This window comes from Paenibacillus methanolicus, assembly GCF_008124765.1.
In the GTDB taxonomy this organism is placed as follows: domain Bacteria; phylum Bacillota; class Bacilli; order Paenibacillales; family Paenibacillaceae; genus Paenibacillus_Z; species Paenibacillus_Z methanolicus.
Map to the genome: position 1 here is coordinate 186,447 of NZ_VNHS01000007.1, position 22,019 is coordinate 208,465.

The following is a 22,019-nucleotide window of genomic DNA, read 5'->3' on the forward strand; positions in this document are numbered from 1 at the left end:
GATCATGATGCGTCACCGGTCGTACAAAACAATTACGCTTATGCTGATCGGCCTGCTGATCTGGACGTCCTGCCTCTCGGGCGGAGCGTTCGCGCAGCCGTTGACGGAAGAAGAGCTGGAGGCGATCGAAGGCAGCCAAGTGCTGATCGACGATCTGCGGAAGGAAGGCGCAGCCTTGAATGCGGAGGCGTCCGCCTATGGCGCGATGGAGGTCGTCGCGGCCGAAGGCCAGCCATTCGCCGAGGCGCTTCGGTTCCGGACGGTAACCCAGCCGGCCAGCGCGTACTTGCTTCAATATATATTGCCGATCGAGGGACCGATCGCGAAGGACGACGTGCTGCTCGCGACGTTCTACGCCCGGGCGGTCAGCTCGACCGTCGAGACGGGCGAAGGGCAGCTGGCGCTCGTGCTGGAGAAGAAGGGCACGTGGGAGAAGTCGCTCACCGAGACGGTCGCGATTCCGACCCAGTGGAAGAAGTTCATCGTGCCGATCAAGGCCGCGGTGGACATGCCGGAAGGGCAATCGCAGCTGACGCTCCGGCTCGGCTTCAAGCCGCAGACGGTCGAGATCGGAGGCCTCGAACTTACCAATTTTATGAAAGCGGTTACGTTCGATCAGCTGCCGAGCACGCCGGTCACCTACGTGGGGATGGAGGACGACGCGCCATGGCGAGCCGAAGCGAACCAGCGGATTGAGCAGGTCCGCAAGGGCGACTTCGAAATCGCCGTCGTGGACAAGCAGGGCCAGCCGGTAGCGGGGGCGGACGTGCAGCTGCGCATGACGAACCACGAGTTCAAATTCGGCACGGCGGTCAACAGCGCGCTTGCGCTCGGGACGGACGCGAACGCCGAGCTGTACCGGGCGAAGCTGAAGGAGAATTTCAATTCGGCCGTCATGGAGAACGAGATGAAGTGGCCGTGGTGGGAGGCGGACCGCGCCCGGGCCGTCAAGCTGTACAATTGGCTCGGCGAGAACGGCTTCTCTGTCCGTGGACATAATCTGCTATGGGACAGCGAGAGCCGGATGCCTGCCGATATCGGCGGACTGCTGCAGGACCGCGCCAAGCTGGATGCGAGGATCGCCGAACATATTCACGAGACGGCGGGCTACTTCCGCGGCCGCTTGCTCGATTGGGACGTGCTCAACGAGCCTGTGCTCAATCGCCTGATCCGCGGGCGATACGGCGACGCCATCGCGGCGGACTGGTTCAAGCGGGCCAAGGAAGCCGACCCGGACGCCAAGCTGTTCGTGAACGAGACGCAAATTCTCGGCGTGGACGCGCCGGTCATCGCCAGTCTCTCGTCGATCTTGCAGACGCTGAAGGACAACGGCGCGCCGCTCGACGGCGTCGGCATCCAAGCGCATTTCGGTAGCACTCCGGTCAGCCCGATGGCGTTCTACGACCAGGTGACGCATTTCGCCCAATACGCGCCGGAGATCGCGATCACCGAGTTCGACATGAACTCCCCGCGCGAGGATATTCAAGGGAAGTTCACGCATGACCTGCTGCTGGCGATGTTCAGCCATCCGAATGTCACGTCGTTCACGCTGTGGGGATTCTGGGACGGCGCGCATTGGCAGAACAATGCCCCGCTGTTCCGCGGCGACTGGAGCTTGAAGCCGTCGGGCGAAGCGTGGCGCAGTTTGATTTACGATACCTGGTGGACGGAGACAGCAGGACAGACCGACGCGAGCGGCGTGTACGCGGCGCGGGGCTTCTATGGCGAGTATGACATCACCGTCACGCATAATGGCGTTAGCCAGACGGTACCAGCCTCCTTCCTGAAAGAAGGCTCGCGCCGCGTATCCGTCACGCTGGGCGAACAGCCGCAGCCGGCCAAGCCGTTCGAGCCGCTGCCGCTGCCGACGTCGGGCTCGGATATAACGGCTCCGGTCTGGCCTTACGGCAGCGCGTTCAGCGCGTCGGACCCGTCGCCGACGTCGGTCACGCTTAGCTGGCCGGCCGCGCGGGACAATATTGCGGTGACGAGTTATCGCATCTATAAGGACGGAGCGTTCCTGCTTGAGACGGCGGCGAACGTGACCCGGTATGACGTGACGGGGCTTGCGCCGGATCACAGCTACACGTTCGCCGTCGAAGCGGTGGACGGAGCGGGCAATCGTTCGGTTCCCGGCGGCAAACTGGCCGTGAAGACCGTCGCCGATGCGGACCAGACGCTTCCCGGCTGGAAGAACGGCTCGCTAATCAAGCTGAGCGGCCTCGGCGAGACGAGCGTCCGGCTGAAGTGGCAGGCTGCCGACGACCGCAAAGGGAAAGTCGCCGGCTACAAAATCTACGTGAACGGGCAGCTGGACGGGGAGACCGCCGAGCGCGAATACGCGTTGGACGGCTTGTCGCCGAACGTCTCGTACACCGTGCGCGTAGCGGCGAAGGATAAGCAGGGCAACTTGTCCGAGGGCGGTCCGGTCGTCGTATTCCGTACAATTGAGGCGACGGATACGACGGCTCCCGCATGGAAGCAGCCGACGCTGACGTCGAGCGAGCTTACCGCGGACGGCGTGACGCTGCATTGGAGCGGCGCGCAGGATGCCGTCGGCGTGGCGGCTTACCGGTTGTCCGATGGCGACCGGGAGATTGTTACCTTGCCGCCTTCGGCCTCGTCTTATCGAGTCGATGGCCTATCCGGCGGCCGCGCCTATGCGTTCCGCGTAGAAGCGGCCGACGATGCCGGCAATTGGTCGAATACGGGACCGACGCTGGCGATCACGACCCCTTCCGCGACTCGGGACGTCGCCCCGCCAAGCTGGCCGTTGGACCGGAAGCTGCAATACGGCACGCTCACGGACCGAAGCGTCACGCTGCGCTGGTCGGCCGCGGACGATAACGGCGGGGTGACCGGTTATCGGATTTATAGGAATGGCGATCTCATCGCGACCGTAGATGGAGCTGCCCGCGAATACGCCGTACAGCAGCTGGAGGCCGGCCGCGCGTATTCGTTCCGGGTCGAAGCCGTTGATGCCGCGGGCAATTGGTCTTCCGGCGGACCATCCGTCGCGGTGACGACGCCGGCGGGCGTGGTGCGAAGCGAGACGAAGGTGCTGCCAAGCGGGGATGCTTTCATTCAGGCGCCGGCCGTATTCGGCGGCGACGGCACGAACCAGAACGCGCTCGGCTACTTGCGGTATAAGAACGCGGCGGGCGCATCGGGGAGCGAGCAGAACCGGAATACGGGCAACAACCGCCGGGTTTATCTGCAATTCCCGTTGAACGACGTCCAAGGTTCGGTGTATTCGGCGACGTTGAGCGTGTACGTCTACGCGGTTCAAACGCCGAACGTCGATATCGGACTCGACGTTTATGCGACCGGAGACGATTGGACGGAGACGACGATCAATTGGAAGAACAAACCGGCCGACGGGAGCCGGATCGGCGGCGCGGTCGTGCGCAATGCCGGCTATTGGAAGTCGATTCCGGTCACCGATTACGTCGTCGCCGAGCGTAATGGCGACCAGGTGGTTAGCTTCAAACTGACGGATGACAAGTGGCTCGACCAGAACGTCGACATGTATTCCAGAGAGGCGTCCGGAGCGAATGCCGTATTCAAGCCTTACTTGTTGATCGGGACGGAAGACGTCCCTGCGGATACGCAAGCTCCTGCATGGGAGGGGGCGCGCGCCGAAGCGAACCGCGTGACGCCGCTGAGCGCGACGTTCTCTTGGTCGGCGGCGGCCGACGATGCGGGCGTGAATGGCTATCGCATCTACCAGGACGGCGTCGCGATCGCGACGATCGCGGCGGATCAATCGACATACGAGGCGAACGGACTGCAGCCGTCTACGGCGTACGCGTTCAAGGTCGAAGCCTTCGATGCCGCGCAGGAGACGACGGACGGTCCGGCGATCCGAATCGAGACGCCGGCCGCAGATATGACGCCTCCGGAATGGCCATCGACTGCTTCGCCGCGTGCGGCCGATGTCGGCAGATTCGGCGCGACGATTCAATGGCCATCCGCCACGGACAACTACGGCATCGAGACCTATGTCGTGTATAACGGCGGCACGGCCGTCGCGGAGCTGCCGGGCAGCGCCAATGTCTACGAGCTGCGCGGTCTGCGTCCGGGAACGAGCTATACGATCCGCATCGGCGCGCGGGATGCCGCCGGCAACGAGACGACGAGCGCCCCGCTCAAGCTGACGACCCAGGCGCCCGACACCGCGCCGCCGAAGTGGAACGCGGGCGGAAAGGCGGCCGTCTCGTCCGAATCCGTATCCGGCGCGTGGCTGGAATGGCCGCAGGCGACTGACGATACCGGGACGGAAGCTTACCGGATTTATGTCGAGAAACGTATGATTGCCGAGGTCGGAAAAGCGGTGCGGGGCATTTTCATCACGGGATTGAAGGCCGAAACGTCCTATGATGTCCATGTCGTCGCGGTCGATGCCGCCGGGAACGTCTCCAAGCCGCTGAAGGCGGAGAAGCTGCGGACGCTCGAGCGGGATACGATCGTGCCGCAGTGGCCGACCGGCTCCCGGATCGAGGCGACGAGCGGCAAGGACGGCGTGAAGCTGCGGTGGGAAAAGGCCGAGGACAACGTCGAGGTGAAGCAGTACCGTCTCTATCGCGACGGCGCGATCATTGCGTTGTTAGACGGCCGGAAGACGAGCTATACCGATGCCGGGCAGACAGATGGCGAGACCGTCTATCACGTGGAGGCGTCCGATCCGGCCGGCAACTGGACGACGCTCGGGCCGAGCACGGGGATGTAGGCGGCTGCAAGTGACGGATATCGAGGTGCAATGACGGACCGAGGGGTTCGTCTTGCTCTTGTACTTCATGGTCGCTGAATGATACGTGCCACGCCGCTGGAAGATGGCGGAGCCGAAGAATTCTGGATATGTATAGCGTGTCCGCGGGAGCGGACGGAAGCGAAGGTCAGCAAGTCTTAGGACTGACTTCAAAACCTACTGAAGCTTTGTCCGCCAGGACAAAAGCGTGCCAACACGGATGCCACCGCCAACCGCGAACAAACGTGCAGGCACGAAAAGGGAGTCCAGAGGGCGAAGTCCTCTGGTTCCCCTCGGCGGAGGGGGAAGGGGGAGGGAAGAACAAAAGTCGGGTCAAAGGGGCGAAGCCCTTTGTTGTCTTTCCTAAAGCTCGCGCGTCGGGTACAGTGAAAGAAGAGTTACAAGTTTCGACAGGGAGGCCGGGCGATTTGCTAGCTGCCATCACGAAGAAAGTCAAACAATCGCTCAAATGGAAGCTGGTGGCGATGATCGCGGCGATTCTGGTCTTCACCGTCTCGGCGATCGGGTACGTCGGCTATAACCAGACGATGCGTTCCGTCGGCAAAGATATCGACCGTTTGAGCAAGCAAATTTTGACCCAGGCCAATATGAATCTCGATCGCTACTACACGGAATACGAGATGATCTTCCTGCTGCTCGGCAGCAGCCTGGAGTACCGGGAGTGGCTGCACGCTTCGGGCAGTCAATCGTTGACGTCGCTATCGGTGCGCTACTACGAGCGCATCAAGGAGAACTATTTGAACCGCGTGTTTCTGCAATACCCGGAAGTGATGTCGGTGTCGATGTACAATCCGCGCGGCTTGGAGCAGCACTTTACGAATGCGGCGATTCTATCGAGCGACTACAGCATCCGCAGCGAGGCGTTCCTCGGGGAGAGCGGGCGGTACGACAAGGTGAAGTTCATCCCGCGCACCGCGGATTATTATATGGACCGGTCAAACCAGAAGGTCGAGAAGCCGGTGCTGACGCTGTTCAAGCGGTTCTACGACGGCTATCTCCGCATGGATATTTCGCTCACTCCGTCGCAGAACGTCATGGACCGGATCAATATCGTGGACTCCAGCGCGGCTGCCGTCATCGACGGAAGCGGCACGATCATTCATCACTCCGAATCGGGCGAAGTCATGCAACGGATGGACGAGCGGGTCGTGAAGCTGCTGGCCGGGAAGCAGCAGGGGTCGATCTACGATTCCGACCGGCAGGAGCTGATCGTCTACCAATCGATCGCGCGCACGGGGTGGCAGATCCTCGCCATCATTCCGTACGAGAAAATCGCGGGAAGCCTCTACCACGTGCGCAATACGACGATCGTTATCTCGGTCGCCGCGCTGATCGTCTCGGTCTTCCTCACGTATTGGGCGGCCGCTTCGGTCGTCCGGCGGATCGCGAAGCTGCGGCAGGCGATGTTCATGACGCAGGTGAAGAACGATTTCTCGCTGCGCGCGCAGGTGGAAGGCACCGACGAGGTGACCGATCTGAGCGTGTCGTTCAACAAATTGCTCGGGCATCTCGCGCAATCGGTCCACGATCTGGCCGAGACGCGGGTGCAGCGGCATAAGGCGTCGATCTCGGCGCTGCAATCGCAGATCAACTCGCATTTTCTGTACAACACGCTGGAGACGATCAATTCGATGGCGCTGATCTCGCGCAATCCGGATATCGGCACGGTAGCCGTATCGCTCTCGCACATGCTGCGCTATACGTCGAACTACAAGGAGTGGGAGGTCGCCTTGGCAGACGAGATTCGGCATGCGGAAGACTACCTCGGCATTATGAAAGTGCGGTTCGGCGACGAGGTGACCTATGGGCTGGACGTGCCGCCCGACCTGCTTCAAGCCCGCTGTTCCAAGGCGCTGCTGCAGCCGCTCATCGAGAACTGCATCAAGCATACGCGGGAGACGACGGCGGAGGCGGTGTCGATCCGGGTCGCGGCGGAGATCATCGAGACAGGCAAGCTGAAGCTGTCCGTTCGGGACAACGGGGCCGGTTTTACGGAGCAAGCGTTAGCCCAACTGCGCGGGGAAATTCGCGGAGGCGGTGCGCAGGCGTACTCGTTGACGGGCGTCGGCCTTTCGAATTTGATCTACCGGCTGCACATGTTCTATGGGGAAGAAGCGGACATATCGTTCCGCAATGACGGGCAGGCGGGCGGAGCCGTCGTCGAAGTCGTGCTGCCGCTGCGAGACGACAACATGAGCGCGAAGGGAGAGGATGGGACCGATGCATAGAATTTTGGTCGTGGACGACGAGCATTTGATCCGCCAAAGCTTGTCCATGCGCCTCGCCGATATGGAGGGCGTGAGCGTGTCGGCAGCCATGGCGAACGGGCAAAAGGCGCTGGAGTGGCTGGAGGGCTACTTCGTCGATATTTGCGTGACGGACGTCCGAATGCCGCTCGTCGACGGGCTGCAGCTGATCGAAGCGATCAACGAACGATACCCGTGGATGAGCTGCATCGTCATCTCGAGCCATGACGACTTCGAATACGCCAAGCGCAGCCTGCAATTGGGCGCGGTTGACTACATCATGAAGCCGATCGAGCAGACGGCGCTCGCCGACGTGATGACGAAGGCGCGCGCGCAGCTGCGGACCCGCCGCCGTTACGAAGCGGGCCAGCTGCTGCTCCGCAAGCTGCCGGCGTGCAAGCCGCTGCTCGATCAATGGGTGGACATGGTGCTGTCGGTGTTCCTGCACCGGCAGCCGCTGCTCATCGTCGAGACGCTGGCTGCGTTCGAGGACTGGCTGGACGGGCGCCACGAGCTGCTGGGCGAGCTCGCGACGGCGTGGACGGGACTTGTGATCGACGAGCTGAAGAAGCATGCCGTTCACATCGCGTACGAAGAAGGCGCGGACGACGAGCTGGGCGGGGACCTGTTGGAGCGCCGCGGAGTCCGGCATTATTTTCGGCTGTGCGCGGTTCGCCGACTCGAGGACGTGGCCAATCTGCTGATGGCCGGCGCGCGGAAGAACAAGAATCTCCAGAAGCAATCCGTCGTCGATCAGGTCAAGCGGTACGTCGAGACGCATTACGCCGGCAAATGGAGCTTACAGGACGTGGCGGACCACGTGGCGATGAGCCGCTCTTACCTCGCCATCCTGTTCAAGGAGGAGACGGGGATGACGATCTGGACGTACTGCATCAACGTCCGGATGCGCAAAGCCCGCGACCTGCTGCTGACGACGAACCTGAAAAGCTACGAGGTCGCGGACCGGGTCGGCTACGAGAACAGCATCCATTTCTCGCGCATCTTCAAGCAGTATCACGGCATCAACCCGACGGAGTACAAGAACCGGTTCGAGGAGGCGTAACCCGACAGGCGGCATTTCAGGTTACTGAATTTGCAATAAAGAGGGACGAGCGCGGCAAAGTCGATACGATGACTGCCGCAAATCGTACTTCCTCTGCCGTGTCTTGTAAGGGCTTTCATTTTAAAATAGCACTGCAAGCCAATCACTTGAGAGAGAAGGGATTCGGATGAGCATGAAGGGTTGGAAGCGGGCCGCGACGGTTGGAGGTTTGGCGATGACATTGGCGGCGGGCGGCATGAACGCGCCGTCGGCGTCGCTCGCGGCGGGCAACACGATCTCGGTGTCCAAAAGCACGGCGTACCAGACGATCTGGGGCTTCGGCGCGGCGGCGAATCATCCGGTGCAGGAGCTGCGGAGCAACTACTCCGCGGCCACTCAGTCGGCGATTCTGGATGTGCTCTTCAAGACCGACGAGTCGAACGCGGGGCTGTCGATCGTCCGCCTGGAGATCAATCCGTACACCGCCGCGCAAGATGCGGTACAGACGACGTTCATGCCGCAGGACGGCGTCATCGACTGGAACACCGATCTGCATCAGCGCTGGTTCGCCGGCGAAGCGAAGAACCGGGGCATGAACCAGTTCTACGCCGTGCCATGGAGCCCGCCGGGGTGGATGAAGGATAACAGCTCGCCGAACAACGGCGGACATCTGAAGCCGACGCATTACGATACCTTCGCGAATTATTTGAAAACCTACGTCAACCAATACCGGAACGCATACGGCCTCAACATCAAGTGGGTGAGCGTGCAGAACGAGCCTGACTTGGCGACGCCTTACGCCTCCGCGCAGTACACGACGGCCGAGATGAATACGGTGGCGGGCAAAGTGGCGGACGCGATACACAGTCTCGGCCAGGGCGTACTCGTCGGCGCGCCGGAAGGCTCGAACCGGACGGCATCGAACGCGTACATGCAGAGTTTCAGCCAGGCGACCCGCGACAAACTTGATTTCGTGTCGGTCCACGACTACAGCGCCTACGCGGACGTGAACCATTTCGGCAAGCCGCTCATCGCGACCGAGGTCAGCAACTTCCAATCCGCGAACGATCCGAGTATTACCGACGGGTTGAAATGGGCGAACATGATCGCGGCCGACCTGAAACGGGGCGAGCGCGGCTGGCTGTATTGGTGGGCGGTCAATCCCGCCTCCAGCACGACGGGCGAGGGGCTCGTCAATCTCGGGCCGAACGGCACTTATACCGTCAACAAGCGGTTATATACGATGGGGCAGTTCAGCCGATATCTTCGTCCGGACGATACCCGCATCCTGGCGGCCTCGAACAACCCGGACCTTGTCTCGATCGCCGGCAAGAACGGCACCGGGCGGGCTTCGGTCATCGTCATCAACAACAGCGCCTCGGCGCAGACGGCGACGATCGACGGCTTGACGTTCGCCCATCTGGCGGCCAGACGCACGAGCGCGACCGAGAACCTCGCCAAGCTGACGGATTTGACGGTCACGAACGGGGCCGTGACGGTCACGCTGCCGGGCAAGTCGATTACGAGCTTCACGGAATATTGAGCGGATGAACCAAGGTGAATGCATAATCGTGAAACTTATAACGCTTGTATTTGGCCAAAAGCCGAGGGGATAGTCCCTCGGCTTTCGGCGTGTGCACGGGTATTCCAATCTGGGCGCGATTAAGCGCCCTTACACGCGCGGAGCATTCGTTTCGCAGGCTGCTGTTGACGGGCCAAGCGGCAGTTCCCGCCCCATTGATCACCCCTTCGGGGTATACATTTTGCGAGTTGAACCATGTTAAAATGTCTTCATTACTGCCGGAGGTGCAACCATTGGCCCAAGAACTAACGGATTCGGACAAGCAAGACGTACAAGGCGGCAGAACAGGACCGTCGACTAGAGATAAGAGACGCGGCAGGTAATCCCTAAGTTCGCAGCTCCCCCTCTCGGGGAATCTTATTTTAACGGAGGTGCCATCATGGCCGATAATCAGAAACCTGAAGAGCAGCAACCGAGTACGACGGAAATCGAAGATATTTCCCAAGAGCTTTCGGAAGATGAAATGGAAGACGTGCAGGGCGGCCGCGTCGTGACCAAGGGCCAAGACTTTAGCAAATCGAGAGCTTCCCGCGGACGGGGAGCCTGAGAAGAGGATGAGCATCCTCTTCTTTTTTGTTTCTCCGCTCTTCCTCTCGGCCTGCTTCGCCCCCGTTCCATAAGCCGGCCTTGTCATGCTTAGATCTGGGAATAAAGTACAACCATGCGGGAATGTTAAGGAAAACATTGCCGAGGGATACTCGCTCATGAGTGATAAAAAGGAAACGGCACGATTAATTGACGAGAATGTGGAGCAGATTCATCAACTCATTCAAAAGAAAATCGAAATATGGTCGGAGCAGGTTGTATTCTCGAATCTATGGTGGATGGGCGCAGCCTTGTCGATTATCCCCTGGGTAATTTGGATTTTCTACCGAAAAAAAAGCAGCACCGATCGATTGCTCTATGTCGGATTTTTCGCTTCCATTATCGCGGTTGCTTTAGATTTAGTCGGCGATCAGTTAGGCTTTTGGAACTACCGGTTTAACGTAATTCCCGTGGTGCCTACCTATTTGCCTTGGGACTTTACGTTGATGCCCGTTACCATTATGTGGCTCATTCAATTCAAACCAAGCGTGAGCCCTTACCTTAAAGCGGCGGTTTTTGCGTTGTTAACTTCTTATGTGGCCGAGCCCTTTTTTCAATGGCTCCTAGTGTATAACCCCGTGAATTGGAAATTCACCTATTCCGTTCCTATTCAGTTTGTTCTTTATCTGACGGCGCATTATATGTCGAAGAGAAATGAGTTCGATAAGATAAGTTGAGCATGCACTCCGCAGCGCCTCATACTGGGCCGACCCAACCTCGTACAGGGGCGGTTAACCGACGGAAGAGACTCCTTTGGCTGTCTCGTTGTTCGTCGCCATCCGTCTCTCCGTGAAATAATACCCCAACGCCATCAGCGGCAGCGCCGTTCCGATTAACGAAGCGAGCGCCCAGCCACCTTGTTCATATGACCACCCGCCGACAGACGATCCGATCGCTCCGCCCGTGAAGAACACCGCCATAAACAATCCGTTTAGACGTCCTCGGGCTGCATTTCCTAACGTATATATCGCGCGCTGGCCGACGACCAGGTTGCCGGATACGGCCATGTCGAGCGTAAAAGCGGAGACGAAGAGAAGGACGAGCGCCGGCGTAGAGTGACGGTCGAACAGATGAATCGCCAGAAAAGACAGCACGGCCACGACCATCGCGCTCCACGTCATCGCCTTGCTCCAGCCGCGGTCGGCCAATCGTCCCGCGATCGGCGCGGCGATCGCGCCGCCGACGCCGACGAGCGCGAACCAGGCGATGCCTTGCTGGGACATGCCGAACCGGTCGGCCAGATGCAGCGGAACGACGGTCCAGAACAAGCTGAACGCCCCGAACATGGATGCCTGATACAACGCGCGGCGGCGCAGCACGGGCGTCTGCCGCCACAATGCGCCTAGGGATAGAATGAGCTGCCCGTAGCGGACGGCCTTCGGCGGCTTGCGCGATGGAAGCGCGTAAGCGAGCAGCGTGGTTAATAGCGCGATGACGATTGCGGAGAGCACGAAGATGGCGCGCCAGCCCCATAAGTCGGCGACGAAGCTGGCGGCCGGCCGTGCGAGCATGATGCCGAGCAAGAGGCCGCTCATGACGTTGCCGACGACGAGGCCGCGCTGCTCTTCCGAAGCCAAGGAGGCGGCGAGGGGGACGAGAATTTGCGCAACGACCGAACCGATCCCGATGACGAGCGCCGCGAGCAGAAACAATGGCGCCGTGGTCGCGAAAGCGGTTGTTAAGAGAGCAAGCGCAGCGATGAGCAGCATCGCGACCGAGAGCCGCCGATTCTCCACGATGTCGCTGATCGGCACGATGAACAGCAAGCCGATGACATACCCGATCTGGGTCACGGTCACAATGAGCCCGGCAGCGGTTGAAGACAGGCCGATCGCATCGCGAATCGGTCCTACCAGCGTTTGCGCGTAATACAAATTGGCAGCGATCAGTCCGCACGCGGCCGACAGCATCAGCACCATCCATTTTGAAATGCGACGTTCTTGATTTCCGGATTCGTTTCGCATCCTACTCCACCTCCGCAATATATTGAACGATGTGTTCAGTAATTCTTTTGTTCCAAATCATATACTGAACGTATCGTTTTGTAAATAGGCTTTTTTTCGCCGCTTGTCTTTCGTATACTAAACGTATCGTTTAGATGAAAAGCAGACGGAATAGTTGCAGGGAGGACGAGCTGTGCAGGGCAAAAGAGGACGGCCGCGCAACATGGACACGCACGACGCGATTCTGACCGCGTCCTACGATCTATTGCTCGAATGCGGTTTTGGAGAGGTTACGGTCGAGAAGATCGCCGAGCGTGCCAAGGTGAGCAAGGCGACGATCTATAAATGGTGGCCGAATAAGGCGGCGGTCGTTATGGACGGCTTCCTATTCGCGGCGACCGCGCGATTGCCCGTGCCGGATACGGGCTCGGTCAGCGGCGACGTGCTGGCCCATGCGACCAACACGGCCCGATTCACGAGAAGCCGGGAAGGCGTTGTGTTGCTGGAGATCATCGGGGAAGGCCAGATCGACGCTTCCTTGGCGGAAGCGCTCCGTACCCGATACATTCAACCGCGCCGGCTGGAGTTTCGCGGCATACTGGAGAAGGGGATGCAGCGCGGGGAGCTGCCCGCAAGCGTGGATGTGGCTTTAATCACGGATCTCATTTACGGATCGATCTTCTACCGGCTGCTGGTATCCGGCGATCCGGTCGATGATGCGTACGTAGAGCAGCTGGTCCAGCATGTGTTCGATGGAATAGGCGCGAGAACGAGGTAACCACGGGTCGGGGCGGAAGGTTTCTCGTTCATGCCCGTTCGTCGAGATGTCCAAGAGGTGCCGTCGTAAGACGGGCCGCCAAACCAGATTCGTTCCGGCGGGAGCGAATCTGGTTTTTTTTCTTCTCTCAAAATAAGGCTTGTGGCCTAACGTCAGCGCCAGTCGGTTGTTAATTGAATATGGTAGAATGTGGACATGAACGACGTGAACTGCAGACAAAATTAGAAAGCGAGCGGAAGCCATATGGACCATAAGTGGAACAAGATCCGCAATCGGATTGCCTCCGATGAGGCCGGCGCGCGTCGCGTCTATGAACGATTCCGCCGCGAGATTCAAGCCGCTGCAAGACGAGGGGATGCCGATTCGGATGCCTTCCGCTCTCTGAAAGGCGTTCTTGCGCGCGCGCAAACCTATCAGGTGCCCCGTGACATGATAGACCGCGCGATAGAAGACGCGAGAAGCGGCACGGAACGTTACGAGGAAATTCGCTGCGAAGGCTTCGGGCCGGATGGCGCCATGATCATCGTGGAGGCATTGACAGATCAGGCGGAACGCACGATCGCCGGCGTACGCGACGTTTTCGAGCAGAACGGCATAAGCTGGAGCGAGAGCGAATCCGCGGCGTGCATGTTCGATGCGATGGGCGTGATCGGCCAGACCGACCTCAGTTATGAAGATGTGTACAAGCTTCACATCGAAGAGCAAGTCAATTCATTTTATATCCTTGAGGATGAGGATGCGGTGGTTAGCTTGTGCAACGCGGAGGCGTTCGCGGTCATGGAGCAGGCGCTGCGAAACGCCGGCGTCTCGGCATTCGCCGTTGTCGAGCAGACGATGGAGCCGCAGGACTATATCACGCTTCCGGCCGATGCGAAGGCCCCGTTCGCGCGCATGATCCGCGACCTCGAAGACCTGAAGGACGTCCTGCAGGTCTATCATAACGTGGATTTGGACGCGGAAGACGAGGAGGAAGAAGCAATTGAACCTCCTTTTACCCTGTCGGACGAAGAGCGGGGCCTCTTCAGCACGATCATGAACGCCATCGGGCAAGTGAACCGTTATGCCTACCAAGGTTCCATGAGCATGACCGGTTCCGATTACGAGTTGACCATGATGCTGGAGGGCGATATCAACCTTAAGCCCGAATTCGCCCTGCATGCCAAATCGTCCTTTCAATCGGGCGGGATGGACGTGGAGCAAGAAACGATCGCGGTCCAAGATAAACTATATTCCACGAACAATTTAGCGGGCGAATGGACGGTTAGCGATGGCGTTGGCGGGGCGCCGGACAATCTGACCGCGTATTTCTCCGATGCGAATGCAGAAGCTGCCGAAGAGGTTCGCGTGGCGGCTTCCGGAGACGTGATCCACGTTGAAATCCGCTATAATCCGAGCAAGATAGACAAACTCGCGCTTCAGCACCGCCCCTCTTCCACAACCATTGCCGCGCAGCATCGCTTTCGGATCGATGCGGCTACCATGCTGCCGGCTTCCGCGGTGTTGGAGATCGAATCCGATGACGGCAACGGGTTTGTGAGCATGAGGAACGAATTCATCTATACCTATCATGAGACCGCCAAAGAAATCGTGCCGCCGATCGGCGTAACCGAGATGCTCGATGCCGCGGGGAACGACTAAGTTCGAGGGAAACGTTAAAAAGGCATGTGTTCTGCCGAGGGGCAGAGCACATGCCTTTTCGCTTACAGATGGGAATCGCCGGTCAAATAGTTATGGAACGGATGGTCGACCCAGAATTCGTAGGAGATGACGTTCGCGTTTGGATTCAGCTTCTTGAACCCGGCGATGACGGCCGCGGAATCTTTGCTCAGCGAGAATGATTGGGCATACACATAACCGTCGCCTAGCAGCTTGTTATTCGTGATGACGTCGTAGTCGGCCAGCTTCGTATTGGAGTAATAGAGCGGCTGCCACCAGGAGCCGCTGATCAGCCCTTGGACATCCTCGCTGTTCTTCTTCGCATACTTTAAAATAACCGGCTGGAAGCGTTCTTTGTCCGCGGCCGAATCGAATTCGAAGGCGATATCGTATTCCTTCGCGGAGGCGATATAGTTGCCGTTATCGAGCTTCTCGTACTGGTAATCCTCCGACGGCTGCGGCTCGCCCCATTCGATGAGATGGACGAACGCCGAGGTTTTCGGTTCGAACTGCACCTTCGCATGGAGGCCTTCGCTGCGCAGCAGGCCGATCAGCTGAATCGCATGTTTGAGATCGGAATGCCCGTACGTGAGCGACAGCGCATCCACGAAATTCGCGTCGTAGCGGCTGTCCTTCAGGTTATAGCCCGTCACGAGCCCTTGCTCCAGGGCCCCGCTTGCGATCTCCTCGAGCTCGCCGCCTTCCAGGATGTCGGACGTGCGGTACGCGTCGGTCAGTTTCGCATAGATATCGAAATCGGACGTCTCGCCCAAGTAGTGTTTATACAAGCCTTTCGCTTCGAGCACGCGGCCGAGCAGCGCCGCGGAGAAAGCGGCGGATGCCTTCGTTCCCGGCGAGAGCTGGTTATAAAACGCAGGGTCGACGAGTCCCGTGTCGATCGCGGCCGCGACCTCTTGAGCAGCCGTGAGAGAGCCGAACTGGGCGAAGTTTAGCTTGGCGCGCTTTAGCGAAGCGGCTGCTTTGTCCCTCGGATATGTGTAGGCCAGCTCCTTCAGCTCCGCGGCTTTGACGGCTAGAAATACGGCTTGCAAGGAAGTCAGCGCTTGATCGGCCTGAATGTCCGTCGTGCTGATGATCCCGTTCTTCTGAAGCGCGGCGATGGCCGTAGCAAGGCGGCTTGCATCGGTGGAGACGGCTTCGGCTTCGCTCTTCGCCGTTAGTTCAAGGGCGGCTGCGAGGGCAAGGATGAAGCCGCCGCGCGTCGGGTTCGGAGCGAATTGGATGCCGAACTTGTCCTGCAGAAACAGCGCATAATTCTCGGTCAATGCGGCTTTCTGACTAGAGGGAGCGACTACTGTGGATGAGGTTGGCTTAGCGGCGGCTTCGGCTGCCAGAGCTTGCGCGGGTAGCGCGGCAAGCAGGGATAACGAAAGAGCGGTGGCGAGCGCTTTCTTCGAACGAATGAACGGATGGACCATCGGACATGCCTCCTGAACGCGTGTTATTCCGACTAAAAGTGTAGGAATTTGTTGCTAGCATTCTATCATTGGTCAAAATTGGTTGTCAATCGAAAAAGATTTGCTTGATAGGCAACGGCCTTTAATGTAATAACAACAGCAGAAATAGAGGCTGAGATAACGATATCCATCACGTTAGCAGATAACTAGATCGTGGTATGATGGATTCATGAAAAGTTGGAGGGATTGCTTATGAATGAACATCTGTTTGGCGAAATAGTTCCCTGGGAGCGAATGGGGATTTTTTTGCTGGGAGAACATATCGATGCAATCAAAAGAAAAATTGATTTTGCATATACAGTCGTAGTCTCTGGTGATTGCACCATAGTGGAATCAGAAGGTATCGATTTATTCTTTGATGAGAACCTCGCATTAATCCAGCTGACTGCATATGGCACGTATAAGGGGAAAGTGCTAGGCGAAGTAGGAGTCGGGTCTATCTTAGCTGACTATCGGGACCTGTTAGAGTATGAATTAATTGAGGACGATAACGACTGCAATTTTTTTTCGAAACAGTACAAGGGGATCTACTTTATTTTAGAAGGATGGGACGACGATAATTCGGCAATAAAATCCATTAGCGTTAATAAAATTCCTTTCAATTCGGAAGCCTAAGACCAACCAATGCTAATAAAAAATCTATCAAAGGAATGATACCCCTGGATTATAAAAATGATGAAGAAAAGCAACCTCTTGTATATCTTGTTCAGCATGCCTATGACTTAGAAGAGGAAATAGAGGTGAAAATAATCGGGATATTCTCGTCGCTGGAGAAAGCGGAAGCCGCTGTAGAGGAATACAAAAAACTTGAGGGGTTTCGGGATTACCCCGATGGATTTACCATTGGTCCCTGCATTTTAGACAGAGGCTATTGGGATGGGGGGTTCGTCACGGTTTACCATGAAGAGGAAGAATAAACGAAGTAATTCAATCAGCCCCAACCTCTCTGACTCTTAACCCGCATGCGAGTACACAACTCCATGCGGGTTCTTTTTATTGCCCCTGCTTGGTCGGTTGTCCCCACAAACGCCTAGCCGAATCTCCCAAATCTCATTACAATTAGTCCCAACACAATAGCGACGCCTGAACAGGCGTCCGGGCGAACATGGGGGCGAAAGCGGCATGGGAATGAGGATGCGATACGCGAAGAGGCTTACGTTGCGGGCGAAATTTATTCTGGTGCTGCTGGTCGTCGGCATCGTGCCGATGCAGCTGATCGGCTGGGCGGGGTATTATTTCGCGCAGAAGACGATCATCAGCCAAGCGGGCCAAATTCGGCAGCAGGCGCTCCAGCAGAGCATCGCCGCGGCCGACGACCGCCTCTATCAGCTCCAAATGCTGGCGGACGCGCTGCTGCTGGACGAGCAGATCGGCGCCATGCTGTCACCGCAGTCGTCCGCGGCCAACCTGACGCAATACATACGCGAGTGGCAGACGTTCAACGTACTGGTCAACAAATACACGCACAACTTCGCGACCCCGCCGGATGTAACCGTTTACGGATCGAATACGAAAGTATTCACGAGCTGGATTTCGAACGGGGAGCCGTTGTACGAGCGGCTGCAGCGGAACGACGCGTTCCGAGGCATCCTGGACGCCGGCGCCGAAGAGCCGTTCGGCTGGACCGCGCCGCACGCGGATTTCACGGAGCAGGGCAATCGCGGCGCGATGCTGTCGTATGCCGCGACCTACATCGATCCGCGCACCGGCGCGGAAGGCGGGCGAGTCGTCGTCTCGTCGAGCGTGGACGAGATGTTCGGGACCGCGGGCAAGATCGCCGAGTCGTACGCCGTCTATACCAAGACCGGAACGGCGGTCTACGCGACCGACGCCTCGCTCGACGCCGGCTTCCGGGACGCTTCGCTTCGGCTTGCGCCGCAGCCGGGCGAGACGCGGATCGATTGGTCGAGCGAGGAACGCGGCGGCGAGCGGATGCTCCTGATCGCGGGCGCCTTCGACAACGATTGGTTCGTCGTGGAGGGCGTGCCCTACGAAGCGCTGCTCGCGGAGCTGGCCCCGCTGCGCAAAGTACTGCTCTTCGCGGGCGCCGCGGCCGCCATCGTCTCCGTCGTGCTCGGACACGTGTTCATCGGGCGAATCATCCGTCCCGTCCTGCAGCTCGTGCGGATGATGAAGGACTTGGGCCACGGTCGCTGGAAGGAAGACATGCTCGACGTGCAGGCCGACCCCGAGATCGGGATTTTGCAGAACACGTTCAACCGGATGGCGACCGACCTCAAGCTGATGCAGCGCCAGATGCAGCAGGAGCAGAAGTTGAAGCTGGAGATGGAATTCAACGCGCTGCTGTCGCAGATCCAGCCGCATTTCGTGAAGAACACGCTCGCTTCCATTAACGGGCTCGCGCTGCAGGGGAGAACGGACCAGATTCATCGACTTGTCGATTCCCTCGGGTATTTCATGTCCACGCGCATCTATCATGGCCGTCCGATCGTGCCGCTGGAAGAGGAGCTCCAAGCGCTGGAGCATTACGTGAACATTATGCGGATTCGCTACCCGGACAAGTTCGACGTCATCATCGACATCCCCGATACGCTGTTCCGGCAAGAGGTCCCGCGGTTCATGCTGCAGCCGATCGTCGAGAACAGCATCTATCACGGCATGCAGGGCGATGCGCCGCTCATGATCTGGGTGCAGGCGTACATGGCGGGCGAGCATTGCGTCGTCGTCATGATGGACAACGGCAAAGGCACGGACGTCAACCCGCTGCGTCGTATCGAAGCAGGGCGAGAGGAGAGCGACCCGCTGCACGGCTTCGGCGGGATCGGGCTGACGAACATCGACCAGCGGATCCGGCTGTATTTCGGCCCCATGTTCGGGCTTCAATTCGACAGCGCGGCGGGCGGCGGGACGCGCGTGGAAATCAATCTACCGAAAAGGATGGAGGAGAAGGCATCATGATTCGCGTCATGCTGGTGGAAGACGAGTGGTTGGTGCGGGAAGGCTTGCGGCGCATGATTCCGTGGCAGGAGCAAGGGTTCGAGATCGCGGGCGAGGCGGACAACGGCGACGCCGCGCTCGAGCTGTTCAAGCGGCTGCGGCCCGACGTCGTATTCACGGATATCCGCATGCCCGGCATGGATGGGATGACGCTCATCGCGCATATTCGCGAGTTGTCGCCCAAGGTGCCGATCTGCGTGCTCAGCAGCCATACCGATTTCAATCTCGTCAAGCAAGGCTTCCGGCACGGGGTATTCGAGTACCTCGACAAGGTTCACCTCTCCTCCGGCGAGATCGAGCAATGCCTCGGCAGACTGCGCGAGCTGCTCGGAAGTCAGACGGACGGCGCGGACGCGGGGAAGGCGGAGAGCGCGGAGGAGACCGGCAAGCCGGCCATTGAATTCAGTCCTTTGTCTTACCTTAAAGCCAACCGGCGAGAGCAGGACGCGAAGGGGCATGCAGGCTGGGTTTGGGCGATAACGGAGCTCGAAGATCCGGACATCGGCTCGTGGGGCCGAACGATCCAGTGGTCGGATTTCCCGCTGCAAGCCGCGCTCCGCGACAACCGGGTTTTCGTGGATGCGTCCGGACGGGTGCATGCCATCCTGCGGGAAGGCGCTGAAGAGCCGGCGGCGATCCATGCGTGGATGGAAGGGTATTGCAAATGCGCGCTGGCCCTGAGCGGCTCGGTTGTCGCATCCGCCTGGGAGGAGGCGTTCCGGCAGGCGGAAGAGCTGTGCGCGGATTTCTTCTATACGGGCTGGCAGACGAGGCTGCGCTATGAGCAGCGGCGGCATTACAAGCTGGGGCAAATCCCGCTCGAACCGCGCATGAGCGAAGAAATGGCGCGGCTGTTGGCCGTAAGCAAGCCGGATGAATGCCTCCGGCATCTCGGCGAGGCGATCGACGAGGCGGACCGCCAAGGCGTGCATCCCCGTTCGTTCAAGCAGGCGGTGGCGATGCTGCTCGTGCGCGGCTCGCGGCCGGAGCGGGTGAACCAATCGGGCATGAACTGGGGCGAGACGGTCAGCCAGCTGGTCAAGTGCCGGACGAAGGACGAGTTCCTCCAGGAGACGGCCGGCTTCCTGCGCGCCTTCGCCGACCGCGCGCCGATCGGCGATTTCTCCAAGGCGGTCTCCGGCGCGATCGCCAGCATGGAGCGGCATATGGCCGAGAAAATCACGCTGCAGCGGCTGGCGCAGGAGGCGTTCCTCAATCCGAACTATTTCGCCACCTTGTTCAAGGAGCAGACCGGCCGGACGCCGATGGGCTACTTGACCGAGCTGCGCATGAACCGGGCCAAGGAGCTGCTGCTGCGCAAAGACCTCCTCATTCAAGAAATCGCCGAGCAGGTCGGCTTCGTGAACCTGAGCCACTTCTCCAAGCAGTTCAAGCAGGCGACCGGCAAATCCCCAACCGACTATCGCGGGTAAGCCCAAGCTGAGGATCGCGACAGCGCATCTGAAGATCGGAACAAGCGCCGGACGAGGAACTGAAGCCGCGCACAATAGACCCGAACCACGGCCAACGACGACGGGCGGCGCGCGCGATTATACTCAAGCTAAGGCACAACCTTTACACGATATTAACTTGGAGATCATCGGGGGGAAGCGCGAATGAAGAAGTGGTTGGCGGGGGCAATGGGTATCGTCCTGACGGGGACGCTGCTGAGCGGCTGCGGCGGCAATGCGCAGGAAGAAGCGGCAAGCGGCGGCAATGCGGCGGAGACGGAGGCGGCGTCTACCGGGAATGCGGCGAAGGAGCCGGTGACGATCAAATTCATGCACTGGAGCGATACCGCATCCGAGAGCATGTACGCCGACCTGGTCGCGGCCTTCGAGGCGCACAATCCGGACGTGAACGTCGAACTCGTCAAGAGCGACATCAAAACGTACAGCGAGAAGCTGACGATCACGCTGACGGGCAGCTCGGACGTGGACGCGTTCGCGTTCAAGGATTTAAAGGAATATTACCGCCTGGCCTCGATCGGCCGGGTCGTGCAGCTCGACGATCAGGCGGCGGGCGCGGGCGACGCATTGAACGGCGTCAGCCATCTGTTCGATACGCTGAAGATCGACGGCAAGCTGTACGGTCTGCCTTTCCGCAACGACGGGTGGGCGCTCTTCTATAACAAAAATCTGTTCGATGCCGCCGGCGTCGCTTATCCGAAGGACGACATGACGTGGGAGGCATACGTCGCGCTCGCCAAGCAGCTAACCCAAGGCGAGGGGCAGGGCAAGACGTGGGGCTCCTTCATGCCAGACTGGTCGCAGACGTGGTATGGTTACGGCCAGCAGCTGGGCAAGACGCTGTTCGACGAAGATTTGGCGCCTTACTTACGGGGGTTGGAGCTGCGGAAGGAACTGACGGACAGCGGCGCGCAGCCGACCGTAGCGGAGAACCAAGCGACCAACGCCCATTACCGTCCGGTGTTCCTGGCCGGCAAGACCGCGATGGTCAATACGGGCACGTGGTTCCCGGGCATGCTCGAGCAGGACAAGAAGGACGGCAAGTTATCGTTCGATTGGGGCATGACGTACGTGCCGCATCCGGAAGGCGTCGCCAAAGGCACGAGCATGTCGACCGCGGTCGTCCACTCGGTCAGCGCAACCTCCAAGCACAAGGAGGAGGCGTTCAAGTGGCTGAGCTTCATCTCCGGCGACGAAGGACAGACGATCGTGGCGAAGTATCAGACGCCGGCGTCCAAGGCGGACGGCGTGAAGCAAGCATTCGAATCGAATTTCAGCGAAGGCATCGACATGGCGCCGATCTTCAACATGACGCCGGTGCCGGAGCGCAATCTGCAAGCCGGCCTGCCGGAGCTCGAGACGATCGTCACCGAGGAAGGCAACCGCGCGCTGCTCGGCGAGATTACGCCGGACGAAGCGATAGCGTCGATCGCGGATAGACGGAGCAAGGAATTGCCTTAACGGGGCGCGAGAGGATGAATCTGACCTGCATGGCGGGCAGATTCATCTTCTAT

The 22,019-nt window shown here is 59.3% G+C and carries 15 protein-coding genes; 13 read left to right on the top strand and 2 right to left on the bottom strand.

Annotation, left to right across the window (positions count from 1 at the left end; genetic code table 11):
* Positions 1 to 4: 4 nt before the first annotated feature.
* The 6 genes from BCM02_RS19095 (at position 5) to BCM02_RS19115 (ending at position 10,900) form a co-directional block, all read left to right on the top strand.
* Entirely contained in the window at positions 5 to 4,729 is a 4,725-nt protein-coding gene (locus BCM02_RS19095; protein ID WP_148930719.1) for a fibronectin type III domain-containing protein, read from the top strand.
* Between the two features lie 446 nt (positions 4,730 to 5,175).
* Entirely contained in the window at positions 5,176 to 6,996 is a 1,821-nt protein-coding gene (locus BCM02_RS19100) for a sensor histidine kinase (protein ID WP_187434305.1), read from the top strand.
* Positions 6,989 to 8,077: a response regulator gene (locus BCM02_RS19105; RefSeq protein WP_187434306.1), complete on the top strand. Its 1,089-nt coding sequence runs from the start codon at positions 6,989 to 6,991 to the stop codon at positions 8,075 to 8,077. Before BCM02_RS19100 ends, BCM02_RS19105 begins: the two co-directional genes overlap by 8 nt.
* Before the next feature lie 166 nt (positions 8,078 to 8,243).
* The gene (locus BCM02_RS19110) at positions 8,244 to 9,599 is read left to right on the top strand and encodes a glycoside hydrolase (RefSeq protein ID WP_246183455.1); all 1,356 of its coding nucleotides are present in this window, start codon (positions 8,244 to 8,246) and stop codon (positions 9,597 to 9,599) included.
* Positions 9,600 to 10,017: 418 nt separating this feature from the next.
* A complete protein-coding gene (locus tag BCM02_RS35340) occupies positions 10,018 to 10,185 on the top strand; it encodes a hypothetical protein (protein WP_187434307.1) in 168 nt (55 codons plus the stop codon).
* Positions 10,186 to 10,342: 157 nt separating this feature from the next.
* On the top strand, positions 10,343 to 10,900 hold the full coding sequence (locus tag BCM02_RS19115; protein ID WP_148930722.1) for a CBO0543 family protein: 558 nt from the start codon (positions 10,343 to 10,345) through the stop codon (positions 10,898 to 10,900).
* Positions 10,901 to 10,954: 54 nt separating this feature from the next.
* Here BCM02_RS19115 and BCM02_RS19120 read toward each other — a convergent pair whose 3' ends face one another.
* The gene (locus BCM02_RS19120) at positions 10,955 to 12,187 is read right to left on the bottom strand and encodes an MFS transporter (protein ID WP_148930723.1); all 1,233 of its coding nucleotides are present in this window, start codon (positions 12,185 to 12,187) and stop codon (positions 10,955 to 10,957) included.
* Between the two features lie 172 nt (positions 12,188 to 12,359).
* On the opposite strand from BCM02_RS19120, the gene BCM02_RS19125 reads away from it, so the two are divergent.
* Complete coding sequence (locus tag BCM02_RS19125) at positions 12,360 to 12,944, top strand: TetR/AcrR family transcriptional regulator (RefSeq protein WP_148930724.1); 585 nt, start codon at positions 12,360 to 12,362, stop codon at positions 12,942 to 12,944.
* A 243-nt stretch (positions 12,945 to 13,187) separates the two neighbouring features.
* Positions 13,188 to 14,582 carry a YebC/PmpR family DNA-binding transcriptional regulator gene (locus tag BCM02_RS19130; RefSeq protein WP_148930725.1) on the top strand — a complete coding sequence of 465 codons (1,395 nt, stop codon included), beginning with the start codon at positions 13,188 to 13,190 and terminating at the stop codon, positions 14,580 to 14,582.
* A gap of 62 nt (positions 14,583 to 14,644) precedes the next feature.
* On the opposite strand, the gene BCM02_RS19135 is transcribed toward BCM02_RS19130, so the two are convergent.
* On the bottom strand, positions 14,645 to 16,039 hold the full coding sequence (locus BCM02_RS19135; protein WP_148930726.1) for a hypothetical protein: 1,395 nt from the start codon (positions 16,037 to 16,039) through the stop codon (positions 14,645 to 14,647).
* A 231-nt stretch (positions 16,040 to 16,270) separates the two neighbouring features.
* Here BCM02_RS19135 and BCM02_RS19140 point away from each other — a divergent pair, with 231 nt between their 5' ends.
* The 5 genes from BCM02_RS19140 (at position 16,271) to BCM02_RS19160 (ending at position 21,966) form a co-directional block, all read left to right on the top strand.
* Entirely contained in the window at positions 16,271 to 16,693 is a 423-nt protein-coding gene (locus BCM02_RS19140; protein WP_148930727.1) for a hypothetical protein, read from the top strand.
* 35 nt (positions 16,694 to 16,728) lie between these two features.
* A complete protein-coding gene (locus BCM02_RS19145) occupies positions 16,729 to 16,995 on the top strand; it encodes a DUF7336 domain-containing protein (RefSeq protein ID WP_148930728.1) in 267 nt (88 codons plus the stop codon).
* 241 nt (positions 16,996 to 17,236) lie between these two features.
* The gene (locus BCM02_RS19150; RefSeq protein ID WP_187434308.1) at positions 17,237 to 18,997 is read left to right on the top strand and encodes a sensor histidine kinase; all 1,761 of its coding nucleotides are present in this window, start codon (positions 17,237 to 17,239) and stop codon (positions 18,995 to 18,997) included.
* A complete protein-coding gene (locus tag BCM02_RS19155; RefSeq protein WP_148930730.1) occupies positions 18,994 to 20,469 on the top strand; it encodes a response regulator in 1,476 nt (491 codons plus the stop codon). The genes BCM02_RS19150 and BCM02_RS19155 overlap by 4 nt, the downstream gene beginning before the upstream one ends.
* Before the next feature lie 183 nt (positions 20,470 to 20,652).
* Entirely contained in the window at positions 20,653 to 21,966 is a 1,314-nt protein-coding gene (locus BCM02_RS19160; protein ID WP_148930731.1) for an ABC transporter substrate-binding protein, read from the top strand.
* Positions 21,967 to 22,019 lie beyond the last annotated feature (53 nt).

Coding starts and splice junctions, on each gene's coding strand:
- BCM02_RS35340 (WP_187434307.1), top strand. CDS start 10,018: ATGGCCGATAATCAGAAACCTGAAGAGCAGCAACCGAGTACGACGGAA.
- BCM02_RS19095 (WP_148930719.1), top strand. CDS start 5: ATGATGCGTCACCGGTCGTACAAAACAATTACGCTTATGCTGATCGGC.
- BCM02_RS19140 (WP_148930727.1), top strand. CDS start 16,271: ATGAATGAACATCTGTTTGGCGAAATAGTTCCCTGGGAGCGAATGGGG.
- BCM02_RS19120 (WP_148930723.1), bottom strand. CDS start 12,187: ATGCGAAACGAATCCGGAAATCAAGAACGTCGCATTTCAAAATGGATG.
- BCM02_RS19160 (WP_148930731.1), top strand. CDS start 20,653: ATGAAGAAGTGGTTGGCGGGGGCAATGGGTATCGTCCTGACGGGGACG.
- BCM02_RS19115 (WP_148930722.1), top strand. CDS start 10,343: ATGAGTGATAAAAAGGAAACGGCACGATTAATTGACGAGAATGTGGAG.
- BCM02_RS19145 (WP_148930728.1), top strand. CDS start 16,729: ATGATACCCCTGGATTATAAAAATGATGAAGAAAAGCAACCTCTTGTA.
- BCM02_RS19155 (WP_148930730.1), top strand. CDS start 18,994: ATGATTCGCGTCATGCTGGTGGAAGACGAGTGGTTGGTGCGGGAAGGC.
- BCM02_RS19105 (WP_187434306.1), top strand. CDS start 6,989: ATGCATAGAATTTTGGTCGTGGACGACGAGCATTTGATCCGCCAAAGC.
- BCM02_RS19130 (WP_148930725.1), top strand. CDS start 13,188: ATGGACCATAAGTGGAACAAGATCCGCAATCGGATTGCCTCCGATGAG.
- BCM02_RS19135 (WP_148930726.1), bottom strand. CDS start 16,039: ATGGTCCATCCGTTCATTCGTTCGAAGAAAGCGCTCGCCACCGCTCTT.
- BCM02_RS19110 (WP_246183455.1), top strand. CDS start 8,244: ATGAGCATGAAGGGTTGGAAGCGGGCCGCGACGGTTGGAGGTTTGGCG.